The organism is Xanthomonas sp. NCPPB 4037, from assembly GCF_041475695.2.
GTDB lineage: Bacteria > Pseudomonadota > Gammaproteobacteria > Xanthomonadales > Xanthomonadaceae > Xanthomonas > Xanthomonas campestris.
The window spans coordinates 273,933-291,291 of sequence record NZ_CM191261.1 but is presented as its reverse complement, the minus strand read 5'-3'; the positions used below and the strand labels follow the sequence as shown (position 1 = coordinate 291,291).

The following is a 17,359-nucleotide window of genomic DNA, read 5'->3' as shown; positions in this document are numbered from 1 at the left end:
GCTGCACGCCCACGCCACACCCGGCCAGCGCATACTCGGCGACGACCTCACACGGACCATCACGATGAAGAGAGCAAGTCTTTTGCTGTTGCCGCTGCTGCTGCTCGGCGGCTGCGCCACCACCGGTGGCGGCGGCGATGTGCCGGCCAATGCGGATGTCACCAGCAAGACCATGGGCAACGGCGACAAGGTCGACGAATACCGCGTCAACGGGCAACTGGAAATGGTGCGCGTGACCCCCGCACGTGGCGCGCCGTACTTCCTCTACGACCGTGACCATGACGGCCATACCGACGCCGAGCGTGACAAGGTCAACAAGACGTATTGGCAGTTGTATAGCTGGTGATTGGGGAGCGGTGATTGGGAATTCGGGATTGGGGATTCGCTAGGCGAAGCGCTTAGCGATTGCGTCGCCCGGCGCTTGTTTGGTGCGTCCTGAAGGCGTCGTGCGAGGTGTAGATGCTGCGGGCCAAATGGGCCCGCAGGTTTCGGTGCGACGGAAGGCGTGTTGGGCGAGCGGATCCGACAATCCTGCAGCGCCCGGCGAGCGGCTGGTAGCGCCGCTGCTGTGCCCTGCGGCAGCCGACAGTGGTGGGCGCGTTGCTCAGCTGTTCTCCAGCGGGCCGGTGACGCGTTGCAGTTCATCGATACCGCCTGGCGCCAGTTCCTTCATCAGTGCCAGGAAGTCGCAGCCAACCAGTCGCTGCGCGCGCCGCAGCAACATCGGCACCGGGCTGGACGGCTCGTTGCGGGCGTAATAGACGCAGATCTCCTCCAGCCGCCGCATGACATCGTCCGGGCCGGCGATTTCCCCAGTGCGACGCGTCGGGCTGCCCGCAGCGGTGGCAGTGTCATCGCCTGAATGCTCGGTGGCGCCGGCGGCCTCTTCCGGGCTGCCCTGGCGTGCCTGCCAGTGCGGCAGCACGAAGCGCTCCAGATCGCGCAGGTCGGCCAGCAGCGGACGCAGGTCCGGCGCGGCGGTGCCGAGCTGTTCGGTGAGCAAGGCATCGATCGCCCGTGCGGTGGCAGCGGCGTCGGTGATCGCCTTGGCCGAGGCCGCCAGCGTGTCGAGCGGGCAATCCAGGCAGCAGGCTTCGATCTCGGCCAGGCTGGGCACGGCCTGCCCTTCGGCCAGCTTGAGGCTGCCGTTGGCGGCGCGCAGGTCACGCAGGCTGAAGCGGCCCAGCCGCGGCGACTGCACGAACGCGGTGGTGCGCAATGCGCCAAGCAGGCCCATCGGGTCGCTCAGGCCCACCAGCGCGTTGACCCGTGCGGTGGGGTCGTTGTCGTCGTCGGCATCCAGTTGCGGGTGCACGCTGTCCCAGTGCTGGCCGAGCAGGCCGTGGATCATCGCCAGGGCGTCTGCCCAGCCGGGCAGACCGCGCAGCCGCAGCCAGGCGGCGCCGAGCTTGCTGGCGATGCGAAGGTCGCGGCTGCGCCGGCTCAACTCCAGCGCCAGCGTCTGCACTTTTTCCCAATCCGGCTCCTCGGCGGCGATCACGCTGTCGCCGAGCGTGCGTTCCGGGCGGATGGCCGATTCGCGCTCCAGGCGCAGGAAATCCGGGTCGTACTCCAGGTCCGGGCCGGCTGGCGCGTCATCGCCAAGCGGTGCCAGCAGGGGGTCCAGCGCACTGTCGTCTTGCATGGCACAGGCTCCATCGAAGAGCCGCCGCGCACGGGCGGCGGCGGAACATCACGGGGGGCTGCAGACCGCGTCCGGGTCGCCGGCATCGCAAGCCGGTTGCTGGTCGTCGGGCAAACGCAGGCCCGGGCGCACCAGGCCGAACGCGCGGTATGGCGTGCCGCTGGCGGAGAGATCGACAAAGGCCACCACGCGGCTGGCCGAACTCTGTGCCCGCGCCGCGAAGGCCGAAGTCGGCACGTTGAAGCCGGAGGTACCGGCCAGGTCGAGCAGCCCGCCATCGGCGGTGGTGGCGTTGAAGTAGGCCGGCGGCGCGCCGACCGCGCTGATGGTCTGGGTGCCGCTGCCGATCACGTACAGCGGGTTGTCCTGGGTGCCGATCCGGCCGGTGGCCGCATAGGTGCCGGTGCCGTTGCGGAGCGTTGCGCGGCCGTCCTGCAGCAGGTCGCCGCGTACCGACAGGAACAACGGGCTGTTGCCGGCATCCACGCTGTAGCTGCTGCCGTTCGCCAGCACCAGCAGCAGGTTGCCGGCGTTGGTCAGGCTGAAGCCGCTGCCGGCGGTGAAGTTGCCCAGGCGGCCGATGCGGTTGTCGATGAAGCTGGCGGCATCGCCCAGCACCACCGCGCCACCGGCGCTGCCACTGAGCAGGCCCGCCTCGATCCAGCTGCCGGCACGCTGACGGATGCCAGCCACCGCCTGCAGCCAGCTGCTGGCGCCGCTGAGCTGCCCCTCCAGCAGCAGTTCGCCGCCACTGCGCAGGCGCAGCGAGGCACCGCCATCGACGCGGCCATTCACCAGCAACGTGCGGTTGCTGACCACATCCAGGCCCTGCGCGCTGAAGTCACCCAGCACGGCGATGGCGTTGTTGGCGCCGGTCAGCGTGACCGGCCCCGCAGCGCTACCGCTCAGACGGCCAGCCGTGAGGCTACCGCCGGTCTGGATGATGGCCCCGCCGCTGCGCAACGCGACGTTGCCGGCACTGTTGATGTCGTGCCCGAGCACGACGCCGCTGCCGCCGCTCAAGGCGATGCTCCCACCGCTGAGTGTGCCGGTGCTGGCGAGCTGGGTACCGGCCTGCAGGTTCAGTGCGTCGGTGGCCTGGGCGCTGACCGCCAGCACGTCACGATCAACAATGGCGATGCTGCCGCCGGTGGCCTGCACGTTGCCCTGGAAGTCGTTGTTGGCGTCGGTCAGCACGATGGCGCCGCTGCCGGCGTCCAGCACGCTGGTGCCGGCTACGGTCAATGCGCCTTGTTGGGTGATGGCGCCACCGGTCGCCAACGGCGTGACCGCCGCTGCCACAAATCCAGTGCCGGCCGCGTTGCTGCCGCCCTGCGTGCGCGCAATCAGCGTGCCGCCAATGCGGCCCTGCCCCAGGTCCAGGCCACCCGTGCTGGCGACATCCAGCGCGCCGACGTCCAGCGTTCCCAAGGCCAGCGCGTTGCGGTCGCGCAAGCGGCTGTCGCCACCGGAGAGCGACACTGCAGACTGGAAGTCGTTGCCGGCATTGTCCAGGGTGATGCCCGCGCCGCTGCTGTTGATGCGGGTGCTGCCGGTGATGGTGAGCGCACCACTCTGGGTGACCACACCGCCATTGGTGTTGGCGACCAGATCGCCGTTGATCAGGCCAACGCCCAGGTTCATCGCACCGGTGCTGGTGACCTGCAAGCTGCCGGTGTCCAGCGTCCCCAGGCTCAGGGCATTGCTGTCGCGCACGGTGGTGCCGCCACCGCGCAGCGCGAGCACGCCCTGGAAATCATTGCCTGCGGCATCCAGCGTTATCGCGCCGCTGCCGGCATCGACCGCCGCGTTGCCCGCCACCTGCACTGCACCACCGGACTGGGTGATCGCCGCATTGGTGCTGGTCAAGGTCAGCGTGCCGGCGGTCAGCGTGTTGCTCAGCGCAATGCCGTTGGCACCGGTCAATTGCACCGCGCCACCACGCAACGGACCTGCTGCGGCCAGCACCCCGCCGTTGGCCGCCAGTGTCAGCGCGGCGGTGCCGGTGTCGATCTGGCTGACAGGCAGGTTCAAGCCGCCGCCGGCAACCAGCGACACCGCGGCGTTGGCACCACTCTGCAGCGCAGCGATGCTCAGATCGTTGCGATCCTGCAACGCGATGGCATGGCCACTCAGTCCGACCGTGCCGCCGAAATCGTTGTTGGCGTCAGTCAGCACGATGTCCCCGCTGCCTGCAGTCAACGTGGCAGCACCAACCACCGACAACGCACCGCCCTGGATGATTGCCGCATTGCCGCTGGTCGCGGTGAGTGCACCGCGCACGCTGCCGCTGCCCAGGTTCAAGGCGCCCGCGCTGGTGGCGGCGAGCGCATCGGTGGAGAGCGTGCCCAGGGTGAGGGTATTGCCGGCGATCTGCACGTCGGCACCATTGAGGTTCACTGCGCCTGCAAACCTGTTGGCACTGTTATTCAGTGCGATGTTGCCACTGCTTGCATCGAGGGTGGCGGTGCCTGCAACGGACAAGGCGTCGGTCTGTGTCAGCGCACCGCCGTTGCTTTGCGCAGTCAAGGCACCGTCGATCGTGCCACTGCCCAGGTTCAAGTCCCCCGTGCTGGTTGCGCGCAAGGCACCGGTCCGCAGCGTGCCCAATGTCAATGCCGTGCGGTCGACGATCTGGGTATCGCCACCGCTCAGCGACACCGCGCCACCGAAGTCGTTGCCGGCATCGATCAAGGCGATTGCGCTAGTGCCCGCCTCGAGGCCGCTGGTGCCGGCAACCGTGAGTGCGCCGTTCTGGTCGACCGCACCATTGGCGTTGGCCACCAGTGCGCCGTTGACGGTTCCCGTTCCCAAGGTCAGTGCGCCGCCACTGGCAAGCGTCAACGCGCCAGTATTGAGCGTGCCCATGCGCAATGCAGAGGCATCGACCACCTCGGTGGCGCCGCCGCTCAGCGATACCGCGCCGGCGAAGTCGTTGCCGGCGTTAGTCAAGCGGATCGTGTTGGCACCCGCATCGAAGCTGCTGTCGCCAGCGATGGCCAGTGCGCCGCTCTGGCTGATTGCGTCGCCATTGCTGCTGGCGATCAGGCTGGCGGCACGTCCGCTGCCGAGGTTCAACGCACCATTGCTACGCAGCTCCAACGCCCCGGTATCGATGGTGCCCAGCGTGAGCGCAGTGTTATTGCGCAGTTGCGTGGCGCCACCGCGAAGGTCGACCGGACCTTGCAAGGCATTATTTGTATCGCTGAGCGTGATGCTGCCGGTACCGGCGTCGAGCGTGCTGGCGCCAGCCACGTTCAGCGCGCCGCTCTGACTGATTTCGCCGTTGGTGCTGGTCGCCTGCAACGTCCCCGCCACCGTGCCGCTGCCCAGATTCAAGGCGCCGACGCTGGCCGCGGTCAGGTTGCCGGTGGACAGCAGGCCCAGGGCGAGCGCGTTGCGATCCTGAAGGCGGACATCGCCACCGGTCAGCGTGACGGCACCACCGAAATCGTTGCCGCTATCGCGCAGATCAATAATGGCAGTGCCGGCGTTCAAGCTAGAAGGACCACCCACCGACAGCGCGCCGCTCTGGGTGATCGCCGCGTTGCCGCTGCTAGCGGTGAGTGCACCGCGCACGCTGCCGAGGCCCAGGTTCAAGGCGCCAGTGCTGGTGGCGGTGAGCGCATCAACGGACAGCGTACCAAAGGTCAGGGCTGTGTCATTGCTGATCCGGGTCGCGCCACCGCTCAGGCTGAGTGCACCCTGGAAGACGTTGCCAGCACTGCCCAAGGTGATCCCGCCGGTACCCGCATTCAATGCGACGATGCCGCCGACGCTGAGCGCACCGTTCTGAGTGATGGGGCCATTGTTGGTGATCGCACTCAGGGAGTTGGCAATGCTGCCGGCGCCGAGATCCAGTGCAGCGCCAGCGAAGGTGGTCAACGAATCGGCTGCCACAGTCCCGAAGGCCAATGCGTTGCGATCGACGATGTCGACGTTGTTGCCTATCACCGAAAGCGCCTCGACAAAATCGTTATTGCTATTGGTCAGCACGATGTCGCCGCTGCCGGCATTCAACGTGGCTGCACCACCGACCGACAACGCCCCGCCCTGGGTGATCGCCGCGTTGCCGCTGGTCGCGGTGAGTGCACCGCGCACGCTGCCACTGCCCAGGTTCAAGGCGCCCGCGCTGGTGGCGGCGAGCGCATCGGTGGAGAGCGTGCCCAGGGTGAGGGTGTTGCTGTCGCGGACCTGCGTGGCAGCGCCGCTCAGGTTGAGCGGGCCGACAAAGTCGTTGCTCGCGCTGGTCAGGCTGACAGCACCACTGCCTGCATTGATCGTTGTGTTGCCTGCTGCAGTGATTGCGCCAGCGCTCTGGGTGATGTTGGCGTTGGTGGTCTGCATGCTGAGCGTGCCGGTGCTGCGCACAGCGTGCCCAAGCACCAGGCCATCGCGCGCGGTCAGGCGGACGTTGGCACCGCTCAGGTCACCGCCGGTGGCCAGGGCGCCGCCGTTGGCGATGAGGGTGAGATCGGCACTGCCGGTCTCCAGTGCCTGCGTCGGCAGCACCAGTGCGCCACCGGCGGTCAGCGAGATCGCAGCATTGCTGCCGCTGCTGAGTGAGGACACCACCAGGTCGCTGCGGTCGGTGATGGCGATGCCGGTGCCGGTGAGGTTGATGCCGCTGCGGAAGTCGTTGCCGGCCGAGTCCAGCGTGATCGCGCCGGTGCCTGCGTTGAGCGTGGCCGCACCGCCGATATCGAATACGCCGCCGTTCTGGAGGATGACTGCGTTGGTGGTCGTCACCGCCAGCGTGCCGGTGCTGGTCACGTCCTGCGCGAAGGTCACGCCATCGCGGCCGGTCAGCGTGAGATTGCGGCCGGCCAGCGCGCCGGTGGTGAGTGCACCGCCGTTGGCCCGCAGGGTGAGGTCGGCGCTGCCGGTGTCGATGACCTGCGCGGCCAGCGTTAGTGCGCCGCCGGCGGTAAGCGAGACGGCGCCATTGCTGCCGCTGTTCAATGCCGACACGGTCAGATCATTGCGGTCGACCAAGGTGATGCCGGTGCCAGTGAGGCTGATGCCGCTGCGGAAGTCGTTGTTGGCACTGCTCAAACTGAGCGTGCCGCCACCAGCATTGGCCAGCGCGGCGCCGGTGACATCCAGCGTGCCGGCGGTCTGGGCGATGGCCACGTCGCTGCCCAGCTGCAAGGTGCCGCTGGTGGTGACGTCATGCGCCAGGGTGAGGCCGTCACGTCCGCGCAACGTGATGTTGCGACCGCTGAGCGTGCCCGCCGTGCTCAGCGCACCGCCGTTGGCGATCAGGGTCAGATCTGCGCTGCCGGTGTTGAAGGCTTGTGCGGGCAGCGTCAATGCGCCACCGGCGGTCAGCGAGATCGCGGCATTGCTGCCGCTGCTGAGCGCCGAGACGGTGAGAGCGTTTTGGTCGACCACGGTGATGCCGGTGCCGGTGAGGTTGATGCCGCTGCGGAAGTCGTTGCCAGCCGAGCCCAGTGCGATCGCGCCGGTGCCGGCGTTGAGCGTGGCCGTGCCGCCGATATCGAATACGCCGCCGTTCTGGAGGATGGCGGCATTGGTGGTCGTCACCGCCAGCGTGCCGGTGCTGGTCACGTCCTGCGCGAAGGTCACGCCATCGCGCCCGGTCAGTGTGAGATTGCGGCCGGCCAGCGCGCCGGTGGTAAGTGCACCGCCGTTGGCACGCAGGGTGAGGTCGGCGCTGCCGGTGTCGATGACCTGCGCCGGTAGCGTCAGTGCGCCACCGGCGGTGAGCGAGACGGCGCCATTGCTGCCGCTGTTCAGTGCGGTGACCACGAGGTCGTTTTGGTCGACCACGGTGATGCCGGTGCCAGTGAGGCTGATGCCGCTGCGGAAGTCGTTGTTGGCACTGCTCAAACTGAGCGTGCCACCACCAGCATTGGCCAGCGCTGCGCCGGTGACATCCAGCGTGCCGGCGGTCTGGGCAATGGCCACGTCGCTGCCCAGCTGCAAGGTGCCGCTGGTGGTGACGTCATGCGCCAGGGTGAGGCCGTCACGTCCCCGCAACGTGATGTTGCGGCCGCTGAGCGTGCCGGCCGTGCTCAGCGTCCCGCCGTTGGCGATCAGGGTCAGATCTGCGCTGCCGGTGTTGAAGGCTTGTGCAGGCACCACCAATGCGCCACCGGCGGTGAGTGAGACTGCCGCATTGCTGCCGCTGCTGAGCGCCGAGACGGTGAGATCGTTTTGATCGACGACGCTGATGCCGTTTCCACTGAGGCTGAGCGTGCTGCGGAAATCGTTGCCGGCTGCGTTCAAGGCAATGCCGCTAGCGGCATCGACGGTGGCCGCACCGGTGGCATCGATGGCGCCCGCATCCTGGACGATCGCGCCACTGCTGCTGGACAGTTCCAGCGTGCCGGCACTGGTGAGGTTGCCGCCCAGGCTGATGCCGTCGCGCCCGGAGAGCAGCACGTTGTTGCCGGTGAGTGCGCCATTGCTGGTCAGCACGCCGCCGTTGGCCCGTAGCGTGAGATCGGCGCTGCCGGTGTTGATCGCCTGCGTGGGCAGGGTCAATGCATTGCCGGCGGTGAGCGAAACGGCGCCGTTCGCACCACTGGTCAGCGAGGACACCACCAGATCGGTTTGATCGACCACGGTGATACCGGTTCCGCTCAAGCTGACGCTGTCGCGGAATTCGTTGCCGGCGCGCCCGAGGTTAAGCGTGCCGCCGGCCATGGCCGTGGCGGTGCCGCCACTGTCCAATAAGCCGCCGGTCTGGTTGATGTTGCCGGCGCTACTGCTCAGCAGCAGCGTCCCGGTGCTGGTGATGTCGTGGTTGAGCGTGATGCCATCGCGCCCGCTCAGGCTGACATTCCGTCCGCGTAGCTCTGCGCGTGTACTCAACGTGCCGCCGCCGGACACCAGATTCAGATCGGCGCTGCCGGTGTCGAACGACTGCACAGGCAGGATCAGGCTGCCACCAGCCTGCAGATCGATGCCGGTATTGCCGGCCGAGGTCAACGACGCAACCTGCAAGGTCGTGCGATCGACCACGCGCACGCCCGCGCCGGTCAGGCTGATGGCCTGACCAAAATCATTGTTGGCGCCGGCGAGGTTGATGGCACCGGCACCTGCGTCGATCGTGCTGGTGCCGGTCACCGTGAGCGCGCCGGCGGTTTGGTCGATCGCACCCGTGCTGCTGGTCAAGGCCAGCGTGCCGGTCGCGGTGACGGCGTGGGCCAGAGAAATGCCGTTGGTGCCGGTCAGGCTGACGTTGCTGCCGGACAGCGCCGCAGCGGTACTCAAACTGTCTCCGCTACGCAAGCCAAGGTCGGCGCTGCCGGTGTTGATGGCGCTGGTCGGCAACGTCAGCCGGCCGCCGGCGTTCAAGGACAGCGCACTGTTGCTGGACTGGCTCAGGCTGCCGATCGTCAAGGCACCCGCGGCGTTGACTGCGACATTGCCGCCGGTGGCGCTGAAGGTCCCGCCGAATGTATTGGCCGCGTTGTTCAGCGTCAGCGCATTGCTGGCCAGGGAAAAAGTGCTATCTCCGCCGACGGCCAGCGCGGCGGTCTGGGTCAGGCCGTTGGCATTGGTCAAGCTCAGGGTGCCACCCACGTCCAGCATGCCGAGTGTGGCGATGCGGTTGCTGCCGCTGAAACTCGCGCTGCCGCCGATGCTGCCGCCCAGGGCGCCCGCAGTGTAGACGCCGCTCTGCTGCACGCTGCGGTCGGTGCTGATGCTGATCGCGCCGTTGCCCACGTCGATGCTGCCGCTGCCGGCGATGCCGACGTTTCCGCCGCCGTTGGCGATCAGCGAGACGCTGCCGTCGACGCCGGAAATCGCCGCCGCGCGGATGATGCCGCTGTTGTTGATCAGCTGGTCGAACAGGCCTTGTGCCGCGCGCGCCTGCAGCGTGATGGTGCCGCCGGGCGCGCTGAGGGTGCCAGTGTTTTCTACTGCCACGCTGTCCAGCTGCAGCGGCAGGGCTTTGTCCACAACGACGCCAAAGCCACCGCTTTCGAAGGTGAGGGTGACCTTGTCGGCGCCGACCAAATTGATGTTGCCCGCGCTGGCGGTGATGGTGCCGTGGTTGACCACCTTGCCGCCGATCAGGTCGACCGCCCCGGCGGCGGCGTTGATGGTGCCGCTGTTGGACATCAGCGCGACCGTATTGCCGCCGGCATCGAGCACATCGTTGCCGGTCATGAAGCTGGAAGCGGTGGTGCCCAGGGTGCTGGCCACCAGACCGCCGACATTGATCTGCGCGGTACTGCCGAAGATCATGCCGTTGGTGTTGATCAAAAACACCTGACCGTTGGCGTTGAGATTGCCGAAGATCTGCGTGGGATTGCCGCCCTGGATCAGGTTGAGCACCGCCGCGTTGCTGGACGGCTGGTTGAAGGTCACCGTAGCCGATGAGCCGATGTCGAATGCGGACCAGGTCAGCGCCATGCGGTTGGAGGTCTGGGTGATGGACTGGCTGCCCCCGCTGGCCGCATTGATGCTGCCGGTGCCGCCGACGATGCTGCCGCCGGTGGGCAGTTGCGTGGCGCTGACCTGCGCCATCACCGCAGTCGGCACGCCGGCGGTCAGGCAGGCGGCCAGCGCGAGTGCCAGCGGGCAATGCCGCAGCGGGAGGGCACGCGGAGTGCGCGGGCAATGCGAAGCGTGGTTGGTGGCGTGCATGCGCAAAACCCTCAGAAAGTGAAGCCGAACCGCGTGTAGTAACGGACATCGTCGCGACCATCGGAGGCCAGGTGGCTTCCGGTCGGCAAGGCAGCGCTGATGCGCCATTCGAAATTGGCAAACTGCGGCAGTCGGAAGGTGGCGCCGAGGCCGGCCGCATCGAAGCTGACCGGGGCGCTCCTGCCGTTGGACGCAAACACGCGGGCGTGATCGGCGAACACATCGAATTCCAGCAGTTCGCGCCAGGGGCGGCCATTGAACGGCGAGGCGGCATCGGCAAATCCGGGCGCATCGACGTGGTATTCCAGCGCGGTGTAATACCCGCGATCGCCCAATGCATCGGACACCGGATAGGCACGCACGCTGTCGGGGCCACCGACGGCGAACTGCTCCATCGGGGTCAGCGTGTCGTTGCTGTATTGGCCGTTGAACTTGAAATACAGGCGCTGGGTGCGGGTGAGGTATTGCAGGCGCGTGTACGCCAGCCGCGCCACGGTGAAATAGCTGTCGCGGCCAGGGCTGACCTGATCCAGCGCCGCCGAGCGATCACGCACCGATTGGCGTGCGCTGACCTGCAACAAGTCCACGCCGCGCCAACGCAGATCGGTGCGGCGCACCGAGGCACCCAGCTCCACCACATCGAATCTCTGGTCGGACAACTGCATGCCCAACGCCTCCAGCCGCGATTGCTCCTGCAGATAGCGCGCCGAGCCCTGCACCTGCAGCAATTCGCGGTTGACGAATTTCCAGTCTGCGCCCGCGTAGACCACCGACGTCGGACCCCTGAGGCCGAGCAGTGCGAACACGCCGTTGCGCACTTCCAGTTCGCTGCGGCTGGCGCCGACCACCGCGCTCAGGCCCGAAACCTGCGACACCGGCAAGGCATAGGACAGCGCGCCGATCTGGCTCTGCCGTGGCGACAGCGAATAGGCGTAGTTGGCGGCGAACACATCGCCCACGCCGAACGGGCTGTTCCAGGTGATGCCGGCTTGTGCGCGATAGCGCCCGGTTAGTTCGGTGCCGTAGTTGTTGCCGCCCAGGCTGATGACATACGGCCGCGCGGCTTCGCTGGCGACCAGCACTACGTCGGTTTCGCCGGCGTTCTGGCCCGGCTGCAACACCGAGGACACTGAAACCCCGGGCAGATCGCGCGCATACAGCAGCGCGGTGTCCACGTCCTGCTTGCGCAGCGGGCGGCCCTGCAACTGCCGCAGCGGCGCGGCCAGCGCGGTGCCGCGGTAGCGCGCGGCGCCCTGCACGCTGACCTGGCCGATACGGCCTTCGAGCATGCGGATCTCGACGAGTTGCTCCGGCCCGGGCGTCTGCGCCGGCAGGTAGGCGGTGCTGACGATGAAGCCGGCAGTGCGATAGGTGCGGGTGATGGTGTCGGCCACCGCCTGCAGCTGATCGAAGCGCAGCGCCACCACCGGCTGGCCCTGCGCAAGTTCGGCGAAGGCGGCGTCGGCCACGGCCTGCACGCGCGCGGGGTCGATGCCGGCATCGGGATAGGTGCCCACGCCCTGCACGCGAAAGCCACGGACCGGCAGGGTGAGGGTGCTGTCGCTCCGATCCTTCACCGCCGGCAGCGCCGCAGCGCGCGCCGCCACCGTGGCATCGGTTGCCGTCTGCGCCCAGGCAGGCACGGCCAGCACGAGGCACGCGGACACCGCCGCGGCCAGACACGTCATACGCATTCGTCCATTTCCCCTAAGACAATCCGTTGTGGAGCGAGGCCGACGTGCCCGGTGGCGCTGGTCGTCCGCACAGGGGCGGTGACGCGGCAATTGGCACAGCTGACCGCATCACTTGCTGAACGCGGATCGAACCCCGACGTACATTTACGGAATATTAGCAATATTAGCGTGATGAAAATCACACTTACGAAGATTGCGATCAGCCGGCGACCCCATTTGCGCTGCCGGGCCCGCTCCTCTGGCAGGCTCGACTGGCCTCCGGCGGCAGTGGGCAGGGCGTTGCGCAGGGTCACGCCCTGGGCCTGGCGGGCGGCGTCCAGCACGCTGCGGCGCCGGGCGCGGTACTGCGCGCGGTCCAGCTGGCCGTGCTGATGCGCCTGCGCCAGCGCCTGCAACTGCGCGTTGGCCGGGTGCGGGGCGGTGCTCATGGCAGCTCCCGCAATACGCGCAAGCCCACGTCCGGTTGCGCGGAGCCATTGTCGGCGCGGCTGGCCTGCACGGTGCAGTCCGACCAGTAACTGGCGAAGCTGCCGCCGCGCGCCTGCACGCCGCCGCCGGAACTGACCCATTCCCAGACGTTGCCGGTGAGATTGATCAGGCCCCAGGGGTTGGGTTCGCGCCCGCGGGCCGACACCGGCGCGCGCGGGCCGTCGCCGGCGGTGGCGGTGGGTGGCACGCAGTTGCTGTCTTCGGCCTGCCGCCAGTTGGCTGCGGCCTGCGCGGCGTGCAGCCACTCGGCGTCGCTGGGCAGGCGGTAACGCCAGCCGCCGCTGCCGATGGTAAGCCAGCGCAGGTAGGCGCGCGCCTGGGTCAGGCTGATGTTGCGTACCGGTGCACGCGCCAGCTCGGGCGTGGCGGCCGCCTGTGCGGTGCAGCGGCCGGTGGCCTGGCAGAACAGATTGAAGTCGGCCACCGCCACTTCCCCGCGCGACAGCGCGTATGGGGTGCCGCCGGGCAGGCCGGGGATCACCACCAGCATCGGGCCGCGGGTGTCGCCCAGGGTGTCGAAACAGGCCGCGCCCCGCCCCGCCAGCCCGGTGGCGCCGCACGGGTCCGGGCCGGTGGGGACCGGCGGCAGGCCGGCCTCATCGTCCACGCTGGTGGGCAGTGGCGCCGCCGGGCGCGCCGGCGCTGTGCTGGCTGCGCCGGGCTTGCCGGTGGTGGCCTTGCCGCGTGCGGGCTTGGCGCCCGCGGCCGGGGTGTCGGCAGCGGCGCTGGGTGCCACGCTGTCCGACGCCGGCGCATCGCCGGCCGGCGCACGCTGCAGCCGGGCTGCGAGCGTGCCTTCGGGCAGTTGGCCGGCGGCCTTGAGCTGGGCTTCCAGTTGGGTCATTGCGGTGGCGTCGGTGCGGTACAGGGCCTGCAGGCGCTGGCCCAGTGGCTGGCGCTCGGCGGCCGGCACGGTGCCGGCGCGCATCACCGCGGCGACCACCGCATAACGCGCCTGCGCGCTGCGCAGTTCCGCGCGCTGGCCAAGCGTCTGCACGCCCTGGGCCAGCAGTTCGGCCGCCTGTGCATAGCGGCCCTGCGCGAAGGCGTCGGCGGCGGTGGTGCGGTACACCTGCGACAGCAGTTGCGGGCCTTCGCTGCGCAGCAACGGATGCTCAGGTTGCAGCGTGCGGATGCGTGCCAGCGCGTCGCCGGTCTTGCCCAGATCGTTGGCGGCCGCGGCGCGGCGCAGCGACTCGATGCTGCCGGCCACATCGGCCTCGGCGCTTTCGCGGGCCAGTGCCTGGTCCATCTGCTGGCGCAGCGTCTGCAGGCGCGCGCGCTGGGCAAGCAACTCGGCCGACTGCGGTTGCAGGCCCAGGCCGAAATCCACCAGCGCCTGCGCGCCGGGCAGTTGCGCCGGGTCGTTCTGTGGCGCGACGACACCGGCGATGGCCGCGGCCACGGCCGTGCCCTGGGTGCTGCGCTCGGCGGTGGGCAAGGCACGCAACGCTGCGTCCACGCGTGCGCGCCAGGCGGGGTCAACGGCAGGCTGCGCAAGATCAGCAGCCAGCGCCTGGCGGGCAGCAGCCGCATCGCGCGGCAATGCGGCCACCGCGGTGCGCTTGGCCTGCTGCTCGGCCACGTCCACCTCGGCGCTTCGCAGCTGCAGCCGCAACGATTCGGGAAACACCGCGCGCGCCTGTTCCAGCTCGGTGCGCGCAGTGGCCAGCCGGCCGGCGGCCACGGCCTGTGCGATGGCCGCATCCAGGCGCACTTCCAGCGTGGAATGCCGCAGCAGGCTGCTGCCGGGGTCGATGCGGCGCACCTGGTCCAGCGTGGCTAATGCATTGTCGGCCTGGCTGCGGAACAGCAACCCGGCGTCGAGCTGACGGTTGAGCGTGGTGTCGAGCGCGTTGAGGCGTTCGTTCTTTTCGCGCTCCATGGTCTGGCGGCGCGCATCCAGCGCTGGCGAATACAGGCGCAGCCGGTCGCGCAGCGCAAACACCTGCAGCGCGCCGCGATAATCGTCGTGGCCGTTGGCCGGATTCCACAGCGCATCCAGGCGGCGCAGCAGGAAATCCTCGATCAGATCGCTGCGGTCCATCAGCACGCGGCGGCGGTCGTCGGCACTGAGGCTGGACAGCGCCTGCATGGCCTCGGTTTCGTTGCGATAGCGCTGCGGATCCTGCGCACCGAAGCGCGCAATCACCTCGTCCAACTGGCGCTGATGCAGATAGCGCGACGCCCCCCACCCGCCCAGGCCCAGCAGCACCAACGCGGTGGCGCCATAGCCCAGCACCGGCAGCGCGCGTTCGCGCAGCGGCACCTGGCGCAGGCCATCGAGCAACTGGTCCACACGCTTGAGACGCTGTGCTGCGGGGAAGGCCACTGCCGCGCACAAGGTGGCGTACTGGCGGCGGGTCAGGCCGGGCACCGGCGGCGGGCGGCGGCCCTCGCGCAGGGCCACTTCGGCACTGAGCTTGTCGAACGGGTGCTTGCCGGTGAGCAGTTCGAAACACACGCAACCCAGCGCATACAGATCGTCGGCCGGGGTGGGGTCTTGCCCACGGATCATTTCAAGGCTGGCATAGGCCGGCGTGAGCGCGCCCAGCGTGGCGGCGTCGAACACGGTCTGTTCGCCGGCGACATCGGCGGCGTGCTTGCCGGCGCGCGCGATGCCGAAGTCGAACACCTTGGCCACGCCCTCGCGGGTGACCATGACGTTGCCGGGCTTGAAATCCGAATGCACCACGCCGGCGGCGTGCGCGCGGATCAAGGCGCGGCCCATGCCGTCGATCAAGGGCCAGGCCTGTTTCAGCGGCATGCCGTTGAAGGCCTGCTCGCGGATCAGGGTTTTCAGATCGCAGCCGTCGATGTACTCCATGGTCATGAAGACCAGCGTGCGGTCCTTGTCGAAGTCGTACACGCGCACGATGTGGTCGTGCGCCAGTTTCTGCGAGCGCCGCGCTTCGCGCTGCAAGGCGACCAAGGCATCGGGATGGCGGCGGAATTCGTCGCTGAGCACTTTCACTGCCAGCCAGGGATCGCGGTCGCGTGCTTCCACCTTGCGTTCGTCGCGGGCCAGATACACCACGCCCATGCCGCCGCGGCCGAGTTCGCGTTCCAGCAAAAAGCGCCCCTTGAGCAGGCTGCCGACGCCGGCGTGCTCGCCACCGGCGGCATCGGCCAATGCGCGCCAGCTGGACAGGCTGGCCGTGCCGGCGGTGCCGGTGCCGGTCTGCGTGCCCACGCCGGTCTGGGTGCCGATGCCCAGGCTGGTGAGGCTGGGCACCTCATTCGGCAGCGGCAGTGCCGGCTGCACGCGGGTGATGTCGTCGTCCTGCACCCGCGGCGCGGCGCGCAGCGGCATCACCACGGTGGCGTCGTCGTCTGCGGGTGTGGGGGCTGCGGTGGGCGGCGTTGTGGCGATCGCTGCCGGTGCCGGTGCCGGTGCGGCATCGCGCAGGGCTTCCAGGCGGCTGACCAGGGTGGTGACGGTGGTGGTGTCGAGCAGGTGTTCGCGCTGCAGGCTCCACAGCGTTTCCACCCCGGCGCGGTATTCGGCCTCGGGCAGGGCCTGGCGCTTGCCGAGTGCGGCCAGCACGGCGGGCAGGTCGAGTGCGCCGCTGCGCATGGCGGTGACGAGTTCGGTCACGGTGGCGGTGTCTTCATGCATGCGGTCACTCCTGCAGGCGGACGACGACGGCGGTGACGTTGTCGCGCGCCGCCCTCCCCATCGCCAGATCGAACAGGCGCGCCAGCAGCGCGCGTGGCTCCCCGAAGCGATGGCATTCGGCATCTAGCTCCGGGTCGGGGATTTCCTTGTTGATGCCGTCGCTGCACAGCAGGAACTGCGTGCCCGGCAGGCTCGGGGTCAGCACCCAATCGACGAACAACGGTTCCTGCGCGCCCACTGCGCGGGTGAGCGCGCCGGCGGCGACGGCACTGGCCTGGCCGCCGCCGAACTGGGTGATGTCGTCGCGCACGCCGTGCACGTGGTCGCGGGTGAGCTGGCGCAGCGCGCCGCCGTGCTGGGCGTAGATGCGGCTGTCGCCGACCCAGCCGCACAGCATGAAATCCGGGTCGTGCACCAGCACCACCACGGTGGTGGCGATCATGTCCACGCGGCGGATGCGCGCGACCTGCAGCAGATCGTGGTTGATCTGCGCCAGGGTGTCGTCGATGGCGTCGAGGAAATCGCACAGGTCGGCCGGGCGCTCCAGCGCGCCCAGCCGCTCCACCAACAACTGGCTGGCGTAGTCGCCGGCACTGTGCCCGCCCAGGCCGTCGGCCACCACCCACAACCCGGCGTCTTCGCGCACCAGCAGCGCGTCTTCGTTGAGGCGGCGCACCTTGCCGGTTTCGGTATGCCCGGCCGATTGGTAGGGCGCGCTCATCGGGTCACCTCGGTGATGTCCTGATCGGCCAGCAACCAGGCCAGGTAGCAGTCGGCGTCCGGTAGACCGGGCAGCGGCGTGGCGCTACCGCCCAGCGGCCACCACAGCGACTGGCCTGCCGGCGGTGCGGGCGTGGCGGCCGCGTGGCCGGCCACTGGCAGGGCCAGCAGCGCGGTATCCAGCGCCACCGCATCGGCCCGCGCCCGCAGCGCGCGCCCCAGGCAACCGGCCAAGGCGGCGAACCAGGCATTGGCCGGCAGCTGGCCGTCGCCGAGCGGCGCGGCCAGGGTGAGCGGGAAGCAGCGCCCCACGCGGTCTTCGCCCGGGCCGATCACCCCGGCCCAGGCCGCGTTGCCGCACACGCCCGGCCCCAGCGCGAACGCACGCACGGCGCTGCTGCGGTAGGCGGCGGGCCAGCGTTCGCCCAGCTGCTGGCGCACGGCGTCCAGGCAGGCGGCAAAGTGCGCGTCCCACGGCAGCACGAAGCTGGCTGGCAGGCGGCGCTGCACGAAATCGCCCACGCCGGGCAGCTTGCCGTGGAACCCGGCCGGTGCGGTGGTGGTCAT

Annotated in this window: 8 protein-coding genes; 1 reads left to right on the top strand and 7 read right to left on the bottom strand. The window is 69.0% G+C overall.

Annotated features, from left to right (window positions below):
- The first annotated feature begins 64 nt into the window (after positions 1-64).
- Positions 65-346, top strand: coding sequence for a DUF2782 domain-containing protein (locus ACCQ01_RS01205; protein WP_011039092.1), 282 nt, complete (start codon positions 65-67; stop codon positions 344-346).
- Between the two features lie 258 nt (positions 347-604).
- Here the strand turns inward: ACCQ01_RS01205 and tssA are convergent, their stop codons facing one another.
- The 7 genes from tssA to tagF are packed head-to-tail and all read right to left on the bottom strand — an operon-like array spanning position 605 to position 17,359.
- A complete protein-coding gene (gene tssA, locus ACCQ01_RS01200; RefSeq protein WP_228434001.1) occupies positions 605-1,645 on the bottom strand; it encodes a type VI secretion system protein TssA in 1,041 nt (346 codons plus the stop codon).
- Positions 1,646-1,693: 48 nt separating this feature from the next.
- The gene (locus ACCQ01_RS01195; RefSeq protein WP_228434000.1) at positions 1,694-10,270 is read right to left on the bottom strand and encodes a two-partner secretion domain-containing protein; all 8,577 of its coding nucleotides are present in this window, start codon (positions 10,268-10,270) and stop codon (positions 1,694-1,696) included.
- An 11-nt stretch (positions 10,271-10,281) separates the two neighbouring features.
- The gene (locus tag ACCQ01_RS01190) at positions 10,282-11,958 is read right to left on the bottom strand and encodes a ShlB/FhaC/HecB family hemolysin secretion/activation protein (RefSeq protein ID WP_228433999.1); all 1,677 of its coding nucleotides are present in this window, start codon (positions 11,956-11,958) and stop codon (positions 10,282-10,284) included.
- Complete coding sequence (locus tag ACCQ01_RS01185; protein ID WP_042598655.1) at positions 11,955-12,392, bottom strand: hypothetical protein; 438 nt, start codon at positions 12,390-12,392, stop codon at positions 11,955-11,957. Before ACCQ01_RS01185 ends, ACCQ01_RS01190 begins: the two co-directional genes overlap by 4 nt.
- Positions 12,389-16,072, bottom strand: a complete 3,684-nt coding sequence (locus ACCQ01_RS01180; protein ID WP_228433998.1) for a bifunctional serine/threonine-protein kinase/formylglycine-generating enzyme family protein — start codon at positions 16,070-16,072, stop codon at positions 12,389-12,391. Before ACCQ01_RS01180 ends, ACCQ01_RS01185 begins: the two co-directional genes overlap by 4 nt.
- A gap of 4 nt (positions 16,073-16,076) precedes the next feature.
- The gene (locus ACCQ01_RS01175; protein ID WP_114999489.1) at positions 16,077-16,793 is read right to left on the bottom strand and encodes a PP2C family protein-serine/threonine phosphatase; all 717 of its coding nucleotides are present in this window, start codon (positions 16,791-16,793) and stop codon (positions 16,077-16,079) included.
- Positions 16,790-17,359 (bottom strand): type VI secretion system-associated protein TagF, encoded by a 570-nt coding sequence (gene tagF / locus ACCQ01_RS01170; RefSeq protein ID WP_228433997.1) that lies wholly within the window; start codon positions 17,357-17,359, stop codon positions 16,790-16,792. The genes ACCQ01_RS01175 and tagF overlap by 4 nt, the downstream gene beginning before the upstream one ends.